Annotated in this window: 13 protein-coding genes; 3 read left to right on the plus strand and 10 right to left on the minus strand. The window is 46.5% G+C overall.

The window, feature by feature from the left end; all coding sequences use genetic code 11:
- Nucleotides 1-7 precede the first annotated feature (7 nt).
- Nucleotides 8-3,394, plus strand: a complete 3,387-nt coding sequence (locus MH215_RS26380; RefSeq protein ID WP_239293966.1) for a DUF5704 domain-containing protein — start codon at nucleotides 8-10, stop codon at nucleotides 3,392-3,394.
- A 140-nt stretch (nucleotides 3,395-3,534) separates the two neighbouring features.
- Here MH215_RS26380 and MH215_RS26385 read toward each other — a convergent pair whose 3' ends face one another.
- Nucleotides 3,535-5,019 (minus strand): DHA2 family efflux MFS transporter permease subunit, encoded by a 1,485-nt coding sequence (locus MH215_RS26385; RefSeq protein WP_239293967.1) that lies wholly within the window; start codon nucleotides 5,017-5,019, stop codon nucleotides 3,535-3,537.
- A gap of 403 nt (nucleotides 5,020-5,422) precedes the next feature.
- Nucleotides 5,423-5,782: a hypothetical protein gene (locus tag MH215_RS26390; RefSeq protein WP_239293968.1), complete on the minus strand. Its 360-nt coding sequence runs from the start codon at nucleotides 5,780-5,782 to the stop codon at nucleotides 5,423-5,425.
- Between the two features lie 186 nt (nucleotides 5,783-5,968).
- Between MH215_RS26390 and MH215_RS26395 the strand changes: the two genes are divergently transcribed.
- Both MH215_RS26395 and MH215_RS26400 read left to right on the plus strand, forming a co-directional pair.
- A complete protein-coding gene (locus MH215_RS26395; protein ID WP_239293969.1) occupies nucleotides 5,969-7,207 on the plus strand; it encodes a glycosyltransferase family 4 protein in 1,239 nt (412 codons plus the stop codon).
- Nucleotides 7,204-7,380, plus strand: a complete 177-nt coding sequence (locus tag MH215_RS26400) for a hypothetical protein (protein WP_239293970.1) — start codon at nucleotides 7,204-7,206, stop codon at nucleotides 7,378-7,380. The genes MH215_RS26395 and MH215_RS26400 overlap by 4 nt, the downstream gene beginning before the upstream one ends.
- A gap of 388 nt (nucleotides 7,381-7,768) precedes the next feature.
- Here MH215_RS26400 and MH215_RS26405 read toward each other — a convergent pair whose 3' ends face one another.
- The 8 genes from MH215_RS26405 to MH215_RS26440 all read right to left on the minus strand — a co-directional run bounded on the left by MH215_RS26405 (nucleotide 7,769) and on the right by MH215_RS26440 (nucleotide 17,457).
- Nucleotides 7,769-8,485 (minus strand): glycosyltransferase, encoded by a 717-nt coding sequence (locus MH215_RS26405; RefSeq protein WP_239293971.1) that lies wholly within the window; start codon nucleotides 8,483-8,485, stop codon nucleotides 7,769-7,771.
- A 211-nt stretch (nucleotides 8,486-8,696) separates the two neighbouring features.
- Nucleotides 8,697-10,805: an RICIN domain-containing protein gene (locus tag MH215_RS26410; protein ID WP_275446347.1), complete on the minus strand. Its 2,109-nt coding sequence runs from the start codon at nucleotides 10,803-10,805 to the stop codon at nucleotides 8,697-8,699.
- 475 nt (nucleotides 10,806-11,280) lie between these two features.
- On the minus strand, nucleotides 11,281-11,997 hold the full coding sequence (locus MH215_RS26415) for a glycosyltransferase family 2 protein (RefSeq protein ID WP_239293972.1): 717 nt from the start codon (nucleotides 11,995-11,997) through the stop codon (nucleotides 11,281-11,283).
- Entirely contained in the window at nucleotides 11,994-12,935 is a 942-nt protein-coding gene (locus tag MH215_RS26420) for an NAD-dependent epimerase/dehydratase family protein (protein WP_239293973.1), read from the minus strand. Before MH215_RS26420 ends, MH215_RS26415 begins: the two co-directional genes overlap by 4 nt.
- On the minus strand, nucleotides 12,917-13,744 hold the full coding sequence (locus tag MH215_RS26425) for a dTDP-4-dehydrorhamnose reductase family protein (RefSeq protein WP_239293974.1): 828 nt from the start codon (nucleotides 13,742-13,744) through the stop codon (nucleotides 12,917-12,919). Before MH215_RS26425 ends, MH215_RS26420 begins: the two co-directional genes overlap by 19 nt.
- On the minus strand, nucleotides 13,741-14,727 hold the full coding sequence (locus MH215_RS26430; RefSeq protein WP_145049787.1) for a polysaccharide biosynthesis protein: 987 nt from the start codon (nucleotides 14,725-14,727) through the stop codon (nucleotides 13,741-13,743). The genes MH215_RS26425 and MH215_RS26430 overlap by 4 nt, the downstream gene beginning before the upstream one ends.
- Nucleotides 14,720-15,811 (minus strand): non-hydrolyzing UDP-N-acetylglucosamine 2-epimerase, encoded by a 1,092-nt coding sequence (gene wecB, locus MH215_RS26435; RefSeq protein ID WP_239293975.1) that lies wholly within the window; start codon nucleotides 15,809-15,811, stop codon nucleotides 14,720-14,722. The genes MH215_RS26430 and wecB overlap by 8 nt, the downstream gene beginning before the upstream one ends.
- Before the next feature lie 14 nt (nucleotides 15,812-15,825).
- Nucleotides 15,826-17,457 (minus strand): glycosyltransferase, encoded by a 1,632-nt coding sequence (locus MH215_RS26440; RefSeq protein ID WP_239293976.1) that lies wholly within the window; start codon nucleotides 17,455-17,457, stop codon nucleotides 15,826-15,828.
- Between the last annotated feature and the right edge of the window lie 22 nt (nucleotides 17,458-17,479).

A 17,479-nucleotide genomic window follows, 5' to 3' on the forward strand; every position in this document is an offset into this window, starting at 1 on the left:
TTACGCGTTGAAAAAAATTGTAGCATTCGTTATGGTGAGTTATCTCCTTCTCACCATAACGAATTATTTCGGATATAACCTAACAGTATCTGCAGCCGTCCCTAACAACTATGAGTTTATTGGAGATGTTAGATTGTACAGTGATATTGGGAAGGTAGATGCTGAGAACAATCATTATATTCCTTCAAGCCAATTAGCATACACAACAGTAGTTGTTCCAAAGAAAGGTAACTCCATTGCTACATCGGTTGCTATATACGATAACAATGGTAAAATGGTGAAAAACTTAACCAAAGTGAGCGATACATCTTGGAATATAGGGAATATTCAAGGAGATAAGATCACTCTGTCAGCCAAGGCGAATGGTCAATATCAAGGGTACTTCGCATGGTTCCGAGCTCCTTCAGGGAGATATTGGATGTATGATTACAAAGGCCAACGATATTTTCTAAAATCTAATAATGCCTCCTTCCCTCCTAGTAGCGGTGAGTGGACATTTGGAACGGTCGGAAATATACCAACTTCAGGATGGAAACAAGGTTCAAATACCAATATGGTTTGGTCGGAAAGAACTATCACAGTCGGTTCAACTTTTCAGGAAAACTTCTCAAGTCCTACGCTACCCGGGATGGAATTTGAGATGTCAGAGCTTGCTAAGGTGATTGTAAAGAAAGAAGATTTGACATATTGGAAATGTCCAGAAATATGCATGCAAGCCGCTAAAATACATGATGTTCGTGATATAGCCATAGATGATTCAAATAAAAGAAATGTTATCCTCAATTTTGAATTTCTTGCTACATTCGATAACTTTGCACCGGGTGGAGAGGTTGTAAGTGATAACGAGAATGGCTTAGTACGAAGATGGTATAACGGATGGAATGTTATGTTTCATGGTGAAATTTACAAGTATCCCGAAATGAAAATCTATGCTAAGTACGATGGCCCTGATAAGCCTGAGGATCCCGGCGGTGGTGGTGCATGTACACCTAACATTGGTCCACCTTCACAGGGGACAACGATGAATAGGAGTGACCTTGATCCGAATGCTCGCGGAGTCATCAAAGCAGATAACAGAGACGCTGAGCGATTCGATGTACTTAAGGGCATCCCGACCTCCGAATCGTTGTATACCAATGCGATTGCGGACAACTATCTGTTCGACCAATCCTGGGCACGTATGACGGGGAAGACAACGTATGATTGTAATGTCACCCTCACCTATGCGCGAGAATGGACGATACCTGGTCCAGAGGTCTGCCCGCCCAAAGGGGCGTGTTCTCCTGGGCCACCCGTGAAAACAGGTGACACTGTAACCAAACCTTACAGCTTCCAGATTACAAGAGATTATTCGTACTGGAAAATCAACAAACTGGAAGTATACAACATCGCTAAAGCAACCATGGAGAACTATGCTCTCCCGGGTACAATGGTCACTATGATGCCTTCAGGCTATACGCCGCCAACACTGGAATCCCAAAACGATGAAGCGGTGGAAAGTCATGTCAAGCCCGCACCAACAGCAGCGATCTCATACACACCACCGAAACGAACAGGCGGGTTAAACTCACCACCGGATGTACCGGATGATACTTCACTGTTAAAAGGCATGGCGGAGTCGAACACGCCTCAGAGTAAAGTCAATAACGACCTCGTCATATTTAACAACAATAAGGTTATGGACGATGCGGAAGCGACCAAAGACGGTCCTACCCCAACGAACATTCCTGATCCAACACCGATTGGTCGAGATGTTCTCTATATGCCGAATAACATGATTAGCAGCACACTTTTGAACAAAGCAAATACAACGAGCTCTGGTGAAATCTTTTACAACCTGCTTCCGGGCAATGTGAATGGCGGGGCTAATAAGGTGTTGCCCATCCCTGGGATTAATACCGTCACGGTTCACACGCCTGTCGTTAACTACTCGTGGGTTTCGGATGATCAGCCGCATAACCAGAAAACGGTGCCTGACCCGAGCAGTTCTGCACTGATCCTAGAGCGTCCCTTTATCGTGCGTATTCCAACTTCGGGACAACACTTGGAAGTAGCCAGTTATCCGGGGTATGGTAACCGAGATTATGCCAAGTATTTTCGGATCAAACAAGTTCAGTTTCCCTTTGATGTCTACAACGCTGATCGAAGCCAGTTCATTCCTGCAGAAACGTGGGTAGATATCCCGGTGAACCAACTGGATACCGGATTCTATCTCCCCGTATGGGTTGATGAAGGACATTACCAAGTAAAATTCCGCAATATTGCGGAAAATGCACCCTCGACGTTTACAACACAACCCGACGCAAATACCAATCTGGCTCACCATGTAGCTACAGATACAGTACCCGTGGAAGTCATTGGGCGGTTATATGATTTTCACGTGACTGACATCTCGGATTATAACTGGGAAAATGTATTTCGCAAACAAATGGGTAGCTCGGCAGCTAGTGGAGTCAGCTACTGGACAGGAACTAATGGGATCGACGGAGATCCGCGAGGGAATCTTGCGCCATTTGTGCTACCTATTCATCCGGGGAGTCACCCTGTGCAGGGATTCCGGAATATCGCGGTGAAAACGGGTTATCATGTCAAATTCGACTTGAAGACCAAAGGCAATATGTTTGGCACAACCGATGGCGTTCGTATTACACCTACCTTTGATTTTGTTAGTAAGGATGGCACTTCACGACAGGCCGTGGATCTCTACTATCACCGTGGACAGGAACGCCTTATCCAGATCGGATCGCCGCAGGATCTAGAAAAACGTTTCGTCGTGCTGAACTCACGACTTCGAAATGTACCGGGTACGGAACTTGGAGATACGGCACGTTACCGATATACCTATGAACTAACGGCACAGGAACGTAATCAAACGACGCTGGCAGAATATATGGTTCAACTGGTCGACCAGATTTCACACCAGAAAACATGGGTAGGCCGCTACGATTGGATGATCCTGCCTGCGTCCATCCGTACACTCATCGGACCAAAGGCCAACATTCCCGCTACTGTGAACGTAGATCGAGCCAATGCCGCAATTCAGCGCTGGTATGGAGAGTATAGCTTGCCAGCCGATGTGTATGCTGTGCCCAAGGGAACCGATCTTGTACCGCTGGCTAGACAAAATGCACTCGATGAGAAGTCAGACGTATTCTTGAAAAATGGATATATCGTGGTTAACTTCAATCTGGAAACGTTACGCAATGGCAAGACAGATGCTCCGCATCTGCAATACATCCATGCACCACTCATGAATCAATGGCGATTAGAAGGTTTCATTCCTAATCAAGTCGATGATCGCGGGAGATCGTTGCCTGTAAAAGATGGAGATGTGGTCTTTTACCACGCTGATCAGTCCAGCCGGAATGACTTCCAAGCCCAAGTGCCTCACTAATACAATAGATTACTTTAACTTGTTCGTACAAAAAAACCGTTCCCTTCTCAATGGCGAATCACTCTCCCATCTGAGAAGGAACGGTTTCTTTTGCTTTTAGATCAAATTAGATCTTATTTTCAGATCATATCATTAAGATATTAGTGACCCATCATCATTGCTGGATCAGGCTGATCTCCTGACTCAAGCGTCTCTTCTTTCATCTGTTTCGGTTTACGAAGAATTAGACTCAGGAGACATCCAAACAGTGCAATACAAGCTGCCAAGAAAAACGTGTCGTTGTATCCGGCAACCAATCCATTAACTGCACTCGCCCCGCCAGTTCCTGTTGTATGATCAGCCACTCGGGAAGTCAAGAAACCCGTCAGTCCTGCAACTGCAAAGGACACAACCACTTGCTGAGCCGCAGCAGTAAGCGGCGTAACACGACCTACCAGCTTACGTGGAGCGGCGTTCAATACATGTGTATTCAGTGGCATCATTGAAAGACCCATACCCAATCCCATCATGACCAGACTAACAATGATCAGTCCAAGACTTGTTTCCGCTGTGATGGAAGACAAGATAAACAGTGCTCCGGAAATGATGCCTAAACCTGTGAATGCCAGCGGTCTCGCACCAATCTTGTCAAACAGACGTCCACCGAGTGGCATACCTACACCAGAAGCCAGTGCCTGTGGAAGCAGAATCAGCCCTGTCTCCAGAGCAGTGTATCCTTTGATCTGTTGTAAGTAGAGCGGAATCAGAATCATCGCTCCGAAGAGAGCCACTTGTGATACCCAAGCAAGAATAATACCGCGTGAGAAATCAGATGATTTGAATACCCGTAGTTCCAGCAATGGATGCTTGTGACGCAGTTCTACAATAATGAACAAAATCAATGCTACCCCACCTACGATTACACCCGTTAGTGTAGTTGCTGACGTCCAACTTGTCCCGCCTTCACTAACACCATAAGCCAGCATAGAGAATGCAATGGGTGCCAGAATCATACCTAATAGGTCAAGTGTAGGTGTCCGTCCACGATCCGTATCGGGCAAAAATTTGAGACATAGAATAAGTGCAGCGATCCCGATCGGAAGATTAATAAGGAAAATCCAGTGCCAACTGAATGACTCAATGAACCAGCCGGATAAGACTGGACCTAATGCAGGAGCTAATAACATCGGAATCCCCAGCATACCCATAATGGAGCCTCTTCTCTCCGGGGGAGCCAGACGGAAAACCATAGCCATCCCAATCGGAGCGACCATACCTCCACCAAGCCCCTGAATGATGCGGAAAATAATTAATTGCTCTGGGGATTGTGCAGCTGAGCACAACACAGACCCTAGTGTAAACATCGCAATTGTAAATAAGAATACTCTCTTGGAACCGAACCGGTCGGTTAACCATCCAGCAAGGGGAATGACAGCAGACAAAGCCAAGGTGTATCCCGTCACAGTCCATTGAATGGTTTTGAGATCCGTCTCGAAATACTGAACGAGATTAGGAATCGCCACATTCACCACCGTGCTGTCCAGAATGACCATAATCATACCTACAATGATGGCCAGCAGCGGTAGAATAATCGTTTTTATCGAAAACTCCGCTGGATTCTGGGGAATTGCTGTTTGCTCTTTCAAATTCTCACTCTCTTTTCCGGCCTAGAGGCATCTCATGCCTCTCCAACGGCCTTATAATCACAACATGTTTCAAACCATTGTTTCAAACTGTCGTTTTAAACTTTTGTTTTAATCATAGTATATTTTAACGAAAATACCTTTGCTGTCAAGATATTTTTAATGTCATTAATTATATATGTACATTTCAACTCTATTTCCGCTAACTGCTTCAATATGTACGAGATATAGATCAAAATGATCCATTCCATCTATATCTCGTTACACAATCCATTTTTGGAAGCTATGTACTTGTACTGGATTAATGCAGATGCAAAAAGATGAACCAGGTCCTACCTGCTCCATCCGTTTGGTCACACGTTGTATCCGCTATATCATCGAACTACACGTTCACAATGTTTCACTGTTAATTTGCGAGCTTGGTCATCTGGTGCTCCGTGAGCACACCCAGAGTCTGTCCGTATGCGCTCCGGCAATACAAACGAACTGCAAGATGATAAGGACGGGAATAATTCGTAATAATTCGAAGTTCCCAGCCAGCGGAAGTCACATCCAAATTAGGAATGACATAATTCCGCATGCACCCCTGGTGCTCTGATCCAATCTGAAAAAGATAACGATAAATTTCTCCGCCTACATCGTTTCTTCCACCTATAAATACATCCGCTTCGTCATCCCCTACCCATGCTACCTCAATATCTACGTATCTGACTGGGATAGCCGTTTGGAGCATACTCTCATGCATCACAAGTAGATACACCGCCATACACTTGCCCTCCCTCCCATTTCCACCGATCATCCTTATGTAGTTTATGCAACCTCTCGTCCAATGCCAGTTGTATTCACCCATTTTTGCACGTATACATAGAAATGCCCGGCCTCAGACACTTCGTTTTTCATAGAATACAAAGATAGCAGAACGGTCTGCGCAGGCCGTGATAAGGAGGTACCTATGAGAGTTCTGCTCGTAACCTATTGGGAATTAACCCAAATGGGTGGGATATGGACATATCTAAGACAATTGGCCGATCACCTGACATCACTAGGTGTGGAGGTTGATATCATGGGCACGAACACTGCGAACAATGAGGTTTATGTCCGTAATCTGAATCAATCCTTCTCCAAAACTAAAGTTTGGCCGATGCTGCAAACGAAGCTTAATCCCACTGACCTGCCTCAATTCACCGCCGACTCACTTCTTGCTTATTATGAGCTTAATCGTTATGCCTTTGAAATGGCTGCTGCGTATCTTGGGGTCAATCATTATGATATCATCCATGCTCAAGATCCTGTAGCTGCGGTAGCCATGAAGCGTATTCTACGCCGTAACACGCCACTCGTAACGAGCTATCATGGAGCGCTTGCGCGTGAAACTTTTTACGATGCTCAAAATTCGAATCCACAACTTACACTCCCTACCTACTTACAATCCAAACGAGGTCGGTACTTCCTGTCTCTGGAGAAAAGAAGCGCTGCACAATCCGAGCTGATTCTCGTGTCTAGTCACTGGATCAAGAGCACCCTCACAGAACTAAACGTACCAGAATCCCAATTCCGCCTTATTCCTTATGCCATTGATCTTCCATCTTATCGAGCTTCAGCAGCAGTCAAATTCCGCCAGAAACCACCGGCAGGTAAAAAAGTAATCGCTTTTACCGGTAGACTAGAGTACATCAAGGGTGTACATGTCCTGATTAACGCTCTTGCTGGTCTGAAAACACTACGTTCAGATTGGGTCTGCTGGATTGCGGGAGAAGGCAATCTCATGGAGGAACTGCGTGATCAGGCTTCCCGTATGGGTGTGGGAGACGATGTCGTCTTTTTTGGAAAACTGGACAATATCCCTTCCTTCCTACGCCGTGCTGACATCTATGTGCAACCTAGTCTGCAAGACACCCAGCCTTTCTCCGTGACCGAAGCACAGCTTGCAGGCGTTCCTGTCATCGTTAGCGGCACTGCAGGGATGCCTGAAATGGTTGATCCGGCTAACACCGGATGGGTCGTGCCTCCCCAAGATGCTAACTCTCTCTGTAGTTTGTTACATGCGCTATTAGAGGATGATGCTACTCGCAAACGAGTTGGCATACAGGCCAAAGCATGGGCCGAGCAGCATCGCTCACTGGAAGAAATGGGAATGCGCACGTTACAGGTTTACCAAGAAGCCATTCAGAGAGGAGGGCATTCCGTATGACGATCCTTGTACCCAGTGATTTGTATAATCGCTGGTTCTCCACTCCGGTTTCCACACCGCATATTGAGGTCGAATACGATGTCATGAATACGTTGATGCAAAAACTGCCAAAGGGATATATCTTGCCTGACCCAGAATCCATGGAAATTTTAAATGTAAATGATTCTACGTAAATTCAATGCAAGTCCAATAAAACGATGCAAACAACATGATATTGTTGAGCACTTACCCTCTTGCTGAAGAGGGTATTTCTGTGCTTTCTGTGCTTTCTGTGCTTTCTGTGACTTTGGTTTTTTGTGTTTCCCTCGTCAACCGCGATTCCACCAATTTATTGTCCAGGGAATTCCGATACGTCAAAAAAAGAGTATTCCATCTTGCCGCAGCTCTACACACGACACAGTGAAATACTCCTATTGGCATTAACATAAATACTGTTCTCGCACCTCTCAGAGTTAATATACACATGAGCCCTATTATCTGAGACGTTCCTTCACTTATCACTAAATGCTACAATTCCTACCTACGCATTGTCTAATTCATACGCCTAACCCACGGCCTAGCTTACTGCCAATACCCGCCTACCTGGAGCAGATTAAGCAACGTGGGACGATGTTTCGCCTGAACTCGCTCCATCTCCGCCTTCAGTTCATCGAAATGACGCTTCGTACCCATCTTTTCATGCACCCGATAAGACACTAACGGATCATTGAAATAAAACAGCTCATAGACCGGGAACAACCTCAACCACATCTCATAATCATGTGTGTAACGGAAATCGGTATCGAACATGCCGAATTTTCGAAAAGCATCCATCTCCAGCATCACGGTACAGCCGTTAATTGGACACCCCTCCAGAAGTACCTGCAGCACCTCCAAGCGGCTCCCGACTTCAGGACGGATGGTATCCATCCATTCATTATCGGCATTCACATAGTGATAGGCTCCATGACAGAACAACGCCTTCACTTTCAACATAAATCCCAACTGCTTCTCTACCCGATCCAGTAACATCACATCATCCGAGCTAAGCCATACAAAATAATCACCGGTTGCTCTTTTGATCCCTTCATTCAGAGCTGTCGCAGTGCCGCCATTTTCTTTGCGAATATACGTAATTTGATCCATAAACGGCTGTACCCGCTCAACATACTGCGTAGAACCATCATCAACAACAATGACCTCAGTGTGAGGATATGTCTGATGTACGGCACTGTAGATGGCCTGATCAATGTACGCACAGTTGTAAAAAGGAATGACGATCGATACCTTCGGTTCCATCCGGCTTTCCCTCCTCTGGGTTGCGAATCTAAAATAGTACTCCTCGTTCCCTAGTATATGAAATACTCCCTAATTCGTATGGGACATCTGTAGGGTCAAAAAAGTACAACTTTAGACTGCCGTGTCCAGATATTCTCTAATGAATATCTAGATCCAAGAGGAACCGAAACAGTTAAAGCTTTATAAGCACGCTGATAGCAATAATTGATGTCTATTTGGAGCCCCAAATGGATTGATTGTTGGAGCCGATCAAAGAAAAGGTCATCACCTCGTTATGGCTGGACAACTCATTTTTCTGTTTGAAGAATACCCCTTTATAAGTCACTCCGTTGATGACCATCGTACAGTAATAAGTTCCTGCAGTGTTTGACCATGTGCCTGTTACTGCACCCGATATCGTTCCATTGGTATTCAGCGTCACACTTTGGGTTGGCAGCATACCGACGCCATTAATAGACGCATCCAGTCCCATGTTAACAAACTGATATGTTCCGGTCATATCACTTGTACTATATCCGGTGGATGAGATGCTGCTTCCCAAAAATTCATACACCGCTGTGACAGGCCACTTGTCTGCATTCAAAAATTGCTGGTGCGCACGCACCTCATGATACTCGGTTCCATTATTAAACCGGGTATGATAGATCAGGTACCTTGCGCCATCCGTATCGATAAGCGCAGAATTATGCCCGCCTGATTTGTAGCCAAGAGGGATGCCAGGCAGAGTATAGTTACCGAACAACTTCACGCCGCGATTGGCTTGATTAACCGATGCTGACGAATATACGGCTTGATTGCCAGCAGCATCCGTATATGTTCCATTAATTGTAGTGGAACGATACAAACGGATGTGATAACCACCCTCATTCGCCAGACCACCATAGGTTACATATAGATAATAGTATCCCGCTTCCTTATCGAACTCAATGAACGGAGCCTCTCCTGTTTTCCCATAACCTCCTGCGATGCGCTTACCAAAGTAACGATCCGTATCGCCACTATCTGTTCCTGGATAGATCGGTTGTCCAGTCTCTGGATTAATTTGAAGAATAAATATCCCACCGGACCAAGATCCGTAACTCATCCACAGTTTTCCCGAGCTGTCATAGGTTAAGGTAGGATCGATTGCATTAGGAAATAAGGTATTATTATATGCACCATTGCCAGAGAACCAGCTACTTCTGGTACCCGAAAACTTCCCTTGGTCGATTAACTCAGGAATATTGGTATGTTGATACCAGGTATTAATGGTTTTTGTGCCAAGAGACGACGTTGTTGTAATTGGATTACTTTGATTGGTGAAACCAGAATAGATGATGGTATCGATGTATTCATAAGGCCCTTTTACAGACTTAGATACACCATAACCAATGGCTGAACGAATATAAGTAGAAGAAGTGGAGTAGTACAACATATACGCACCTTTAGAACCGTCGGCCCATGTATATGAAGCATTATAGATTGGTGATGCTGGTGCCCATACTGCATGGCCACCAGAGCTGTCCTGATCATTATAACCAGCCCAAGCGTAAGATACAGCCAGAGCGGAAGCGAGACTAGCTCCAGAGCTTCGGGATGCGTTCCCCGTTCCGCCTGCTTTGATCAACTCCCACTTCTGCATATCTCCACCCCAATAGTTCCATTGCTGCACATCCGTACCAGCCGTTGTACTGCCGTTCGCCACATCCAATGCACCCGTATAGCCAGATGCCTTCGTCAGTAGGGCAACAGAACCGTCCGCGTTTTGTTGAACTCGGAACAGTTGTGGATTTCCTCCCACATACGCGGACTGACTAACTAGAGCACCGTCCGTCCCTGATCCACCATTGACACCGATTGCACTATTGTAGGCCGAGTTGCCGGTAAGCAGGTAATAATCCCCGTTACCGTTATTCATGATTCTGAATTTCTGCGCATCGGACCCATTATAAGTCCATTGTCGAATACTCGTTCCATCCGCAGTTGATCCATTAGCTACGTCTAGATATAGGCCGCTATTTTTATTTTTTAGGTAATAGTAACCTTCAAAAGTAGAAGGTGCGTACAAGCTACTGTTTGTATACCCTTGTGTCCCTTCGTAAGACCAGTTTCTGAGATCCGTACTACTTGCCTGCGCCAGATGTGAACCATAAATATAATACCTATTTGTTGCCGAATCATAGTAAATCGATGGGTCATGTACAGACACACGAGTTGTATTGGAAGTTGTTGATGAACTGGCTGCCCCTAGGGCACTTCCACTCCCCACACTGATAATCACCAACATCATAACTAGCATCATGACGCCTAACTTGTTCCATAGCTTGTACATATATGGCATAATCAAGTGATCTCCCTTCAACATTTGATATTCTGATATCATCACGTCATTCATCTTTACGGTGGCAAAGAAGAGCTAAGTATCGTTTATTAAGCGCTTTCAAATTATAAACTTCAATCCACGCTTTTTCTGTTTACCGGCCATGTATTTTTGACACAAATACATAATCTCTCCTACTATTCATTGAATATCTACATCCCTCCCTCTCAAACAGCAAAACGCTCACAAGTTGGAAATATAATCCATTAAGCTCACAATCATACTATAGGTATTTCTTTGTCGAAGTAAGGGGCATTCTGTCGACTTCAAAAATAAATAAAAAACGATGATTCCTGTTCATACACAGCACAGGAATCATCGTATTCAGAGTCATAGACACACAAGACATAGCTTATTATACATAGTAACCTGAACTAGCTAACGTCCCGCTCGAAGTTTAACCTCATATCTGCCTTAAGTTACTGTCTAGTTATCGCTATCCCCCCATGCCCGCGATTCGCTGTAACAAGGGATCTCGATATCTGGACCATACCATAGCGGCCTCTTGACCAATAACTGTAGCGTGCCTCATTGATCCCATACCTTCGTGCCAGCGATAGGCAGTATGCGGCTCGTTCAGATACGGGAAATGGTGTCCATTCAGCAACATTCGCAACCAGAGATCCAGATCATGAGTGTATGGCAAATGTTCGTCGAAGAGACCTACGGCTCCGAATAGATCTTTACGAATCATTACGGTGCAGCCATTCACTGGGTTACCGTTCACGAACCTGCGCAACCAATCCACAGGAGCCATCGGCTCTGCTCCGCCAAGCAACTTGGTCACAGCAGCATGCTCATTAATATAGTGAAAATTAGTATGAGAAACCAACGCTTGCTGCTCTAGCATAAACTGAACCTGCTGCCGAATTTTGTCTGGATAGAACAGATCATCTGAACTGAGCCAAGCAACATATTCCCCTGATGCATGGCGTATGCCGTGGTTCAGTGCAGATGCAGTTCCCCCATTGCTCTTGCCAAGCACATGAATATAAGGAAGATAAGGATGTAGTAGATGGGCATACTGCGTCGAGCCATCGTCAACAACAATGATCTCGGTCTCAGCATATGTCTGATTCAAGGCACTTTGAATCGCCTGAGGCACATAAGGACAATTGTAGAACGGAATAACAATAGACACCTTCGGGTTCAATCCGTTCCCCTCCCTTGCTGGAACCGAACATCATTTAGAATATCCTGAAGGGATTGTGCAAACGGAATGAGCGGCTGCCAGCCCAGTTTGCGTAGCAATGACAATTGTTCCTCTTCCCCAGCTCCGTCTGGGCCTGAGGTTGCTCCATCCCAGCGGACAGGTACATTTGCACTCGTCATCGACAACAATGTATCCGCGATCTCACCCAGGCTACGCTCCGTCCCAGAGACAACAGGGTACACCGTACCCGTCGTTCCGTGAACTAACAATGTAGCGTAGGCTCGCACCGCATCACGTACATCCAGAAAATCACGGGTGTTCTCCCGACCTGAGAGGCGGAAGGCTTCCGTCTTGCCCTCCTGCTCACAGGCAACAATATGACGCGCGAGCAGGGAGCAAATTCCTGTTGAAGGACCGGCACCGATCAGATTGCCCGGTTCAGCCACCATAATCTGCTGACCAAAAAGAGACATCCACGACAGGGTCACCATCTCCTCCAGAGCTTTGCTAAGACTGTATGGGTGTGGCGGTTGTGGAATTTTGCCGGGTTCTGGGGTGTACTTCAGCCGCGAACCAACAATGACCGTTCTGGCAGCAGGACAGCTGCGTAGTGCGTCCAGCAGATATAGCACAGCCATCACATTTGTCTCCAGCACAAGCAACGGATCAGACCATGAATCCGGTACGGAATTTTTACCTGCGAGATGCAGCACATAGTCAGGCTGCACCTCGTCGATTAATTGACGCACTTGCTCTTTGTCATTCAGATCACAGACATGGACATGTGTGCCCACAGGGAATGCATAAACATACTCACGCCTGACCACTGCAACGACCACTGCACCAGCTGACTGAAAAAATTCAACGGCATGTCGCCCTGTAAAACCTGAGGCACCTGTAATGAGCACCTTCTTGCCTATTAGCTCTGCTCCATCCATAATGCCAGCTCCTTCAGCATCGTAGAATAATCCGGAAGGTCTGTCTTCACATCCACGCGTGTTGATACAAGCGTGCGATCCTGCACCATACGATCATCAGGGACAATGACGACATCCTCTTTGTTCCAAATCTGCTTAAATAACACGAGCAGATCATGCTTGCTTAATGGATGTGGATGGGCAAGATGGATCAATCCGCTGACAGGAGAGGCTAGATAATGATCCACCCATTTGGCCAGCTCAAGAGTGGTGACCCCGTTCCATAATACACGGGTATATCCACCAACCTCCCCTGTGCTGGACATGAACCAATTCATTAATCCAATGCCGCCCTTCCGGATTTCGGGACCAATAATGGACGTACGGATAGTCAGGTGCCCTGGGTCTTGAATTTCACCCAATGCCTTCGTGACGGCATAAGCAGAAGTGCCATCCGTAACATCCGACTCGGTATAACCTCCACGGTCTCCACTGAACACACAGTCTGTGCTGATATGGATGAGCCGTGCGCCAATCGTATCTGCAACCCGGCGTAAACGGTGTGGAAGAAAACCATTAATATGATAAGCATTGATTTTGTCTACATCCGCGAAACTGTTCAATACACCCACAGCGTTCACGATCACATCAGGGTGCACAGCTTCCACCAAACGATCCACCATGAAACTATCGTTCACATCCAGTAACAGTCCATTCGGATCAGAAGCATCCCGAGTTGTATAAAATACACTGTGCACACCTTGACGGCGGAAATAGTCGACCATCACATGGCCGGCCATTCCGTTCCCCCCAAGTATCAGCAACTTCATGACAAGAATCCTCCGCGCTTGAGAATTTCACGAATCTCCTCTTTTGTCATCAATTGATGTTCGGAACTAAAACTACTGAAGGAGACTGGCGGGCAGTTCGTGTAATGCTCCTTGAGTCCTGGAATACCGAGCGTAGGCAAAATAACCAAATACTGCTCGTCGTAGACGACCGTAGTCATACTCTCGAACTCGCTCATCAGAATTTCATGGATTTTCTCACCTGGGCGGGTGCCACGCTCTACAATGCCAACATTCTCAACACCGGAATCTTCAATCAGCACTTCAGCGAGATCCACAATTTTGCAGGTAGGCATCGTCATGACAAATATTTCGCCACCAACACTTTCCACTGAAGCCTTGAACAATAAAGTGATTGCATCCTTCAGGGTCAGAAAGAAACGTGTCATGTTCATATCGGTAATCGATACTTGACCCTTTTGACGGATCTGATTCTTGAACAGATGAACGACGCTCCCGTTCGTACCAAGCACGTTGCCTCCCCGTACAGTTACGAAGCGTGTATTGCTGTGCAATAGATTAGCGTATACGATTAACTTCTCGCCGATGGCCTTCGTCATTCCATAGAAGTTCGACGGATTAGCTGCCTTGTCGGTTGAAATATAGATGACTTTTTCCACCTTGTTCTCAATGGCCGCTTCAATCACATTCTGGGTACCGATCACATTGGTTTTTAGCGCCTCATATGGCTGATCCTCACATACCGGAACATGCTTGAGTGCAGCTAAGTGAAATACATAGTCCACCTGCTGGCATGCTGCAGTTAGTGCTTCTTTGTCCCGAATATCACCGATACGGAAATGCAGACGAGGATCTTCAAAATCACGGCTCATTGCCACTTGGCTTGATTCATTACGTGAGTACACGATAATTTCTTTGGGTTGCTGAGGCAGCAGTTGAGCCACAAGTTCATAACCCCATGATCCAGTGCCGCCAGTCACGAGTATACGCTTATTTTCAAACATGCATTTTCCCTCCAAGCAGAAATTTGACCACTTTACTGGATACATCCGTAGCCTTGTAACCTTGCGGGCACTCCCAATCATTGGATAGCTCCGTCATCACCTTCACACAGTCAGCGATGCGAGCAGCATCCAGCCCAGACACCACATTGCTACCACAGTCCACCGTCTCTGGACGTTCTGTCGTCCGTCGCATCGTTACCGTCGGAACCCCCATAATGCAGCACTCCTCTTGCACAGTACCGCTATCCGTAAGGGCGAGTCGGGCATGACGTTCCAACATCACGAAGTCGAAGAATCCGAACGGCTCATGAAATTCCACTAATGGATTCATCTCCAATTGCAGATGCTCTGCAATCCGAATAGCAGTTCGTGGATGAATACTACAGATCACCCGGAGGCCATACGCTTCAGCAACATGATTCAAACCCTTCATAATTTCCAATAAATGCGGTGGATGATCTACATTCTCAGCTCGGTGCGCTGTAACAAGAAAATATTGTCCGGACTTCAGCTTTAATTTCCGCAAAATTTTACTGGAGTCCACCTGTGCTTTATAATGTTGCATCACTTCATAGATCGGATTGCCTGTCAGCACGATTCGCCGACTGGGCACGCCTTCACTGACCAGATGTTTTTTGCTCTGTTCGGTATAAGGCATATTTATTGTGGATATCGCATCAATGACGCGGCGATTTTTCTCCTCTGGTACGTCCAGATCGAAGCAGCGGTTGCCGGCCTCCATATGAATGACGGGAATCCCCATACGTTCTGCCAATACAGCACAGAGCGCACTATTGGTATCACCAAGCAGCAGCACTTTATCTGGCTTTTCTTGCAGTAATAAATCTTCCATCTGAGTAAACATGGAGGATAACTGGCGACCTAGGGAGGCCGCCTCATCCTGAAGCACATAATCTGGAGCACGCAGACCCATTTCTTTGAAAAAAAGACCACTCAGACTTTCCGTAAAGTTCTGTCCTGTGTGCACCAGAATGTGCTTCGATGCGTACTGATCCAGCTTGGAGATGATTAGGCTGAGCCGAATAATCTCAGGCCTCGTGCCCAGCACAGTCATGATCTTCATCGTAATCCCTGCCTTCATCGTGTATTCGACATGCTACGACGAACCCGGCTCCCCCTTGCCTTGGTAAGCCCACGTTTGCGAACAGCCGATGATTTTTTGTGCGAGCTATGCTTCTTCTTCTGACCCAGCTTCGTTTTGCGTTTGCCCGATCCTTTGCTGCGTTTGGAGGCATCCCGCACCCTAGAATGTTCTAGAGTCTGTCGTAGACTGCGGCCTGTTCGATTCCGGGTTAATTTTCTTTTTCTCGTTCGTAGAGCTTCATGTTCTACAGTTCTCTGTATAGGTTCATGAGATCCAACTGTCAGTGGAGGCAGTGACGAGAGTGGCAAGGTGTGGATCACAGAGAGTGGGAATAAACATGCTCGAACCGCATCCGGTCTCATCATCAGCACAGTGCGCAGCTCTCCTTCTCCCCATGCGTATACCGGCCCGTTCGGAGGCTGAATGTAGGGGAACCATGCAGGGAAACGTTTAAGCCACTGTGTCACCATCGTATGCATCTCAGTCCTATAGGTTGCGATGCCATACAATCGTTCCGCTTCTGTCCGGTTGCGCCAAGCCACATCGGAAGCAAACTCTGAATCATTCAGCAGTTTAGTTGCCATGACGGTAAGTGCTTTACTATCTCCAGGAGGGGCCAGAAATTCTCCACTTCCTACCGTCTCCAGCAATTCGGCAAGACCACCTTGGGCAAATGCGATAACCGGTTTGGCAAAGTACATCCCCTCTAGGGCGGTCATGCCAAAGCCCTCTTTGACCATGCTTGGAATGACTACGATATCCATAGCTGTATAGGCCAGCGATACATTTTCCTCAAATGTGGTAAAGGTGAATCTTCGATAATAACCTGACTTCTTGACCCGGGTCACGCATTCGTCATAGTACTTTTTGTCTGATGGCGTACCGATAATCCAAAATCGGGCACGAGGATGGGTTTCACACAATTGCAATGCCATCTCAACAAAAGGCTTCAGTCCCTTTGCATCATAGATAAAAGAAGAAATGTAACCAATACAATTCTGGAAAGGCTTTATCCCCAGTTCCTTCCGCTTCCGCTCTCGCAAGTGCAGCCAACGATCAGGATCAGGTAAACCCGGGTCCCATGTTGGTGGTAAGATGGTCAGCTTGTCGCCCATTCCCGCTTGTTTAAACGGTGTTCCGGCTGTTTCAGATATACCAATGATCCAATCCGAATACCGACCAATCATCTGTACAGCCTCGTTGATGTTTTCATTGGACTGTATGATTTCAGTGATTTTCCAAATGACCGGGATTTGCAGTGATTTAGCAGCTACCGCAGGCATGACATTCACACACGTATTGGTCAGCACCAGGTCAGGCGCCGACTCCCTTAATAGGGAGAGCGCCTCCTGATAAGCAGGGCTTTGACGAAGCTGCTCTGCATCGTTTGCGATGCCATGATAAGGGATATAAACACCGTGCAGCATTGGGAGAAAACAAACTTTGACCGGTATATCGAATCTCCGTGCAAGCCCTGCAAGCTTCCCTTCCTGAGGAACAACCAGCACACAGTCGAAGATCGCACCCATTTCCCTTATAAAATGCAGTAACAGCTTCTCCGCCCCAGTAATACTGCGGGTATTACACACATGGGAGAACAACATTAGTTTAGGTTTAGTTGCCATAGCCGCACGGAGCGCCGTATGC

The sequence above is a fragment of the Paenibacillus sp. ACRSA genome, assembly GCF_022346845.1.
Lineage (GTDB): Bacteria > Bacillota > Bacilli > Paenibacillales > Paenibacillaceae > Paenibacillus.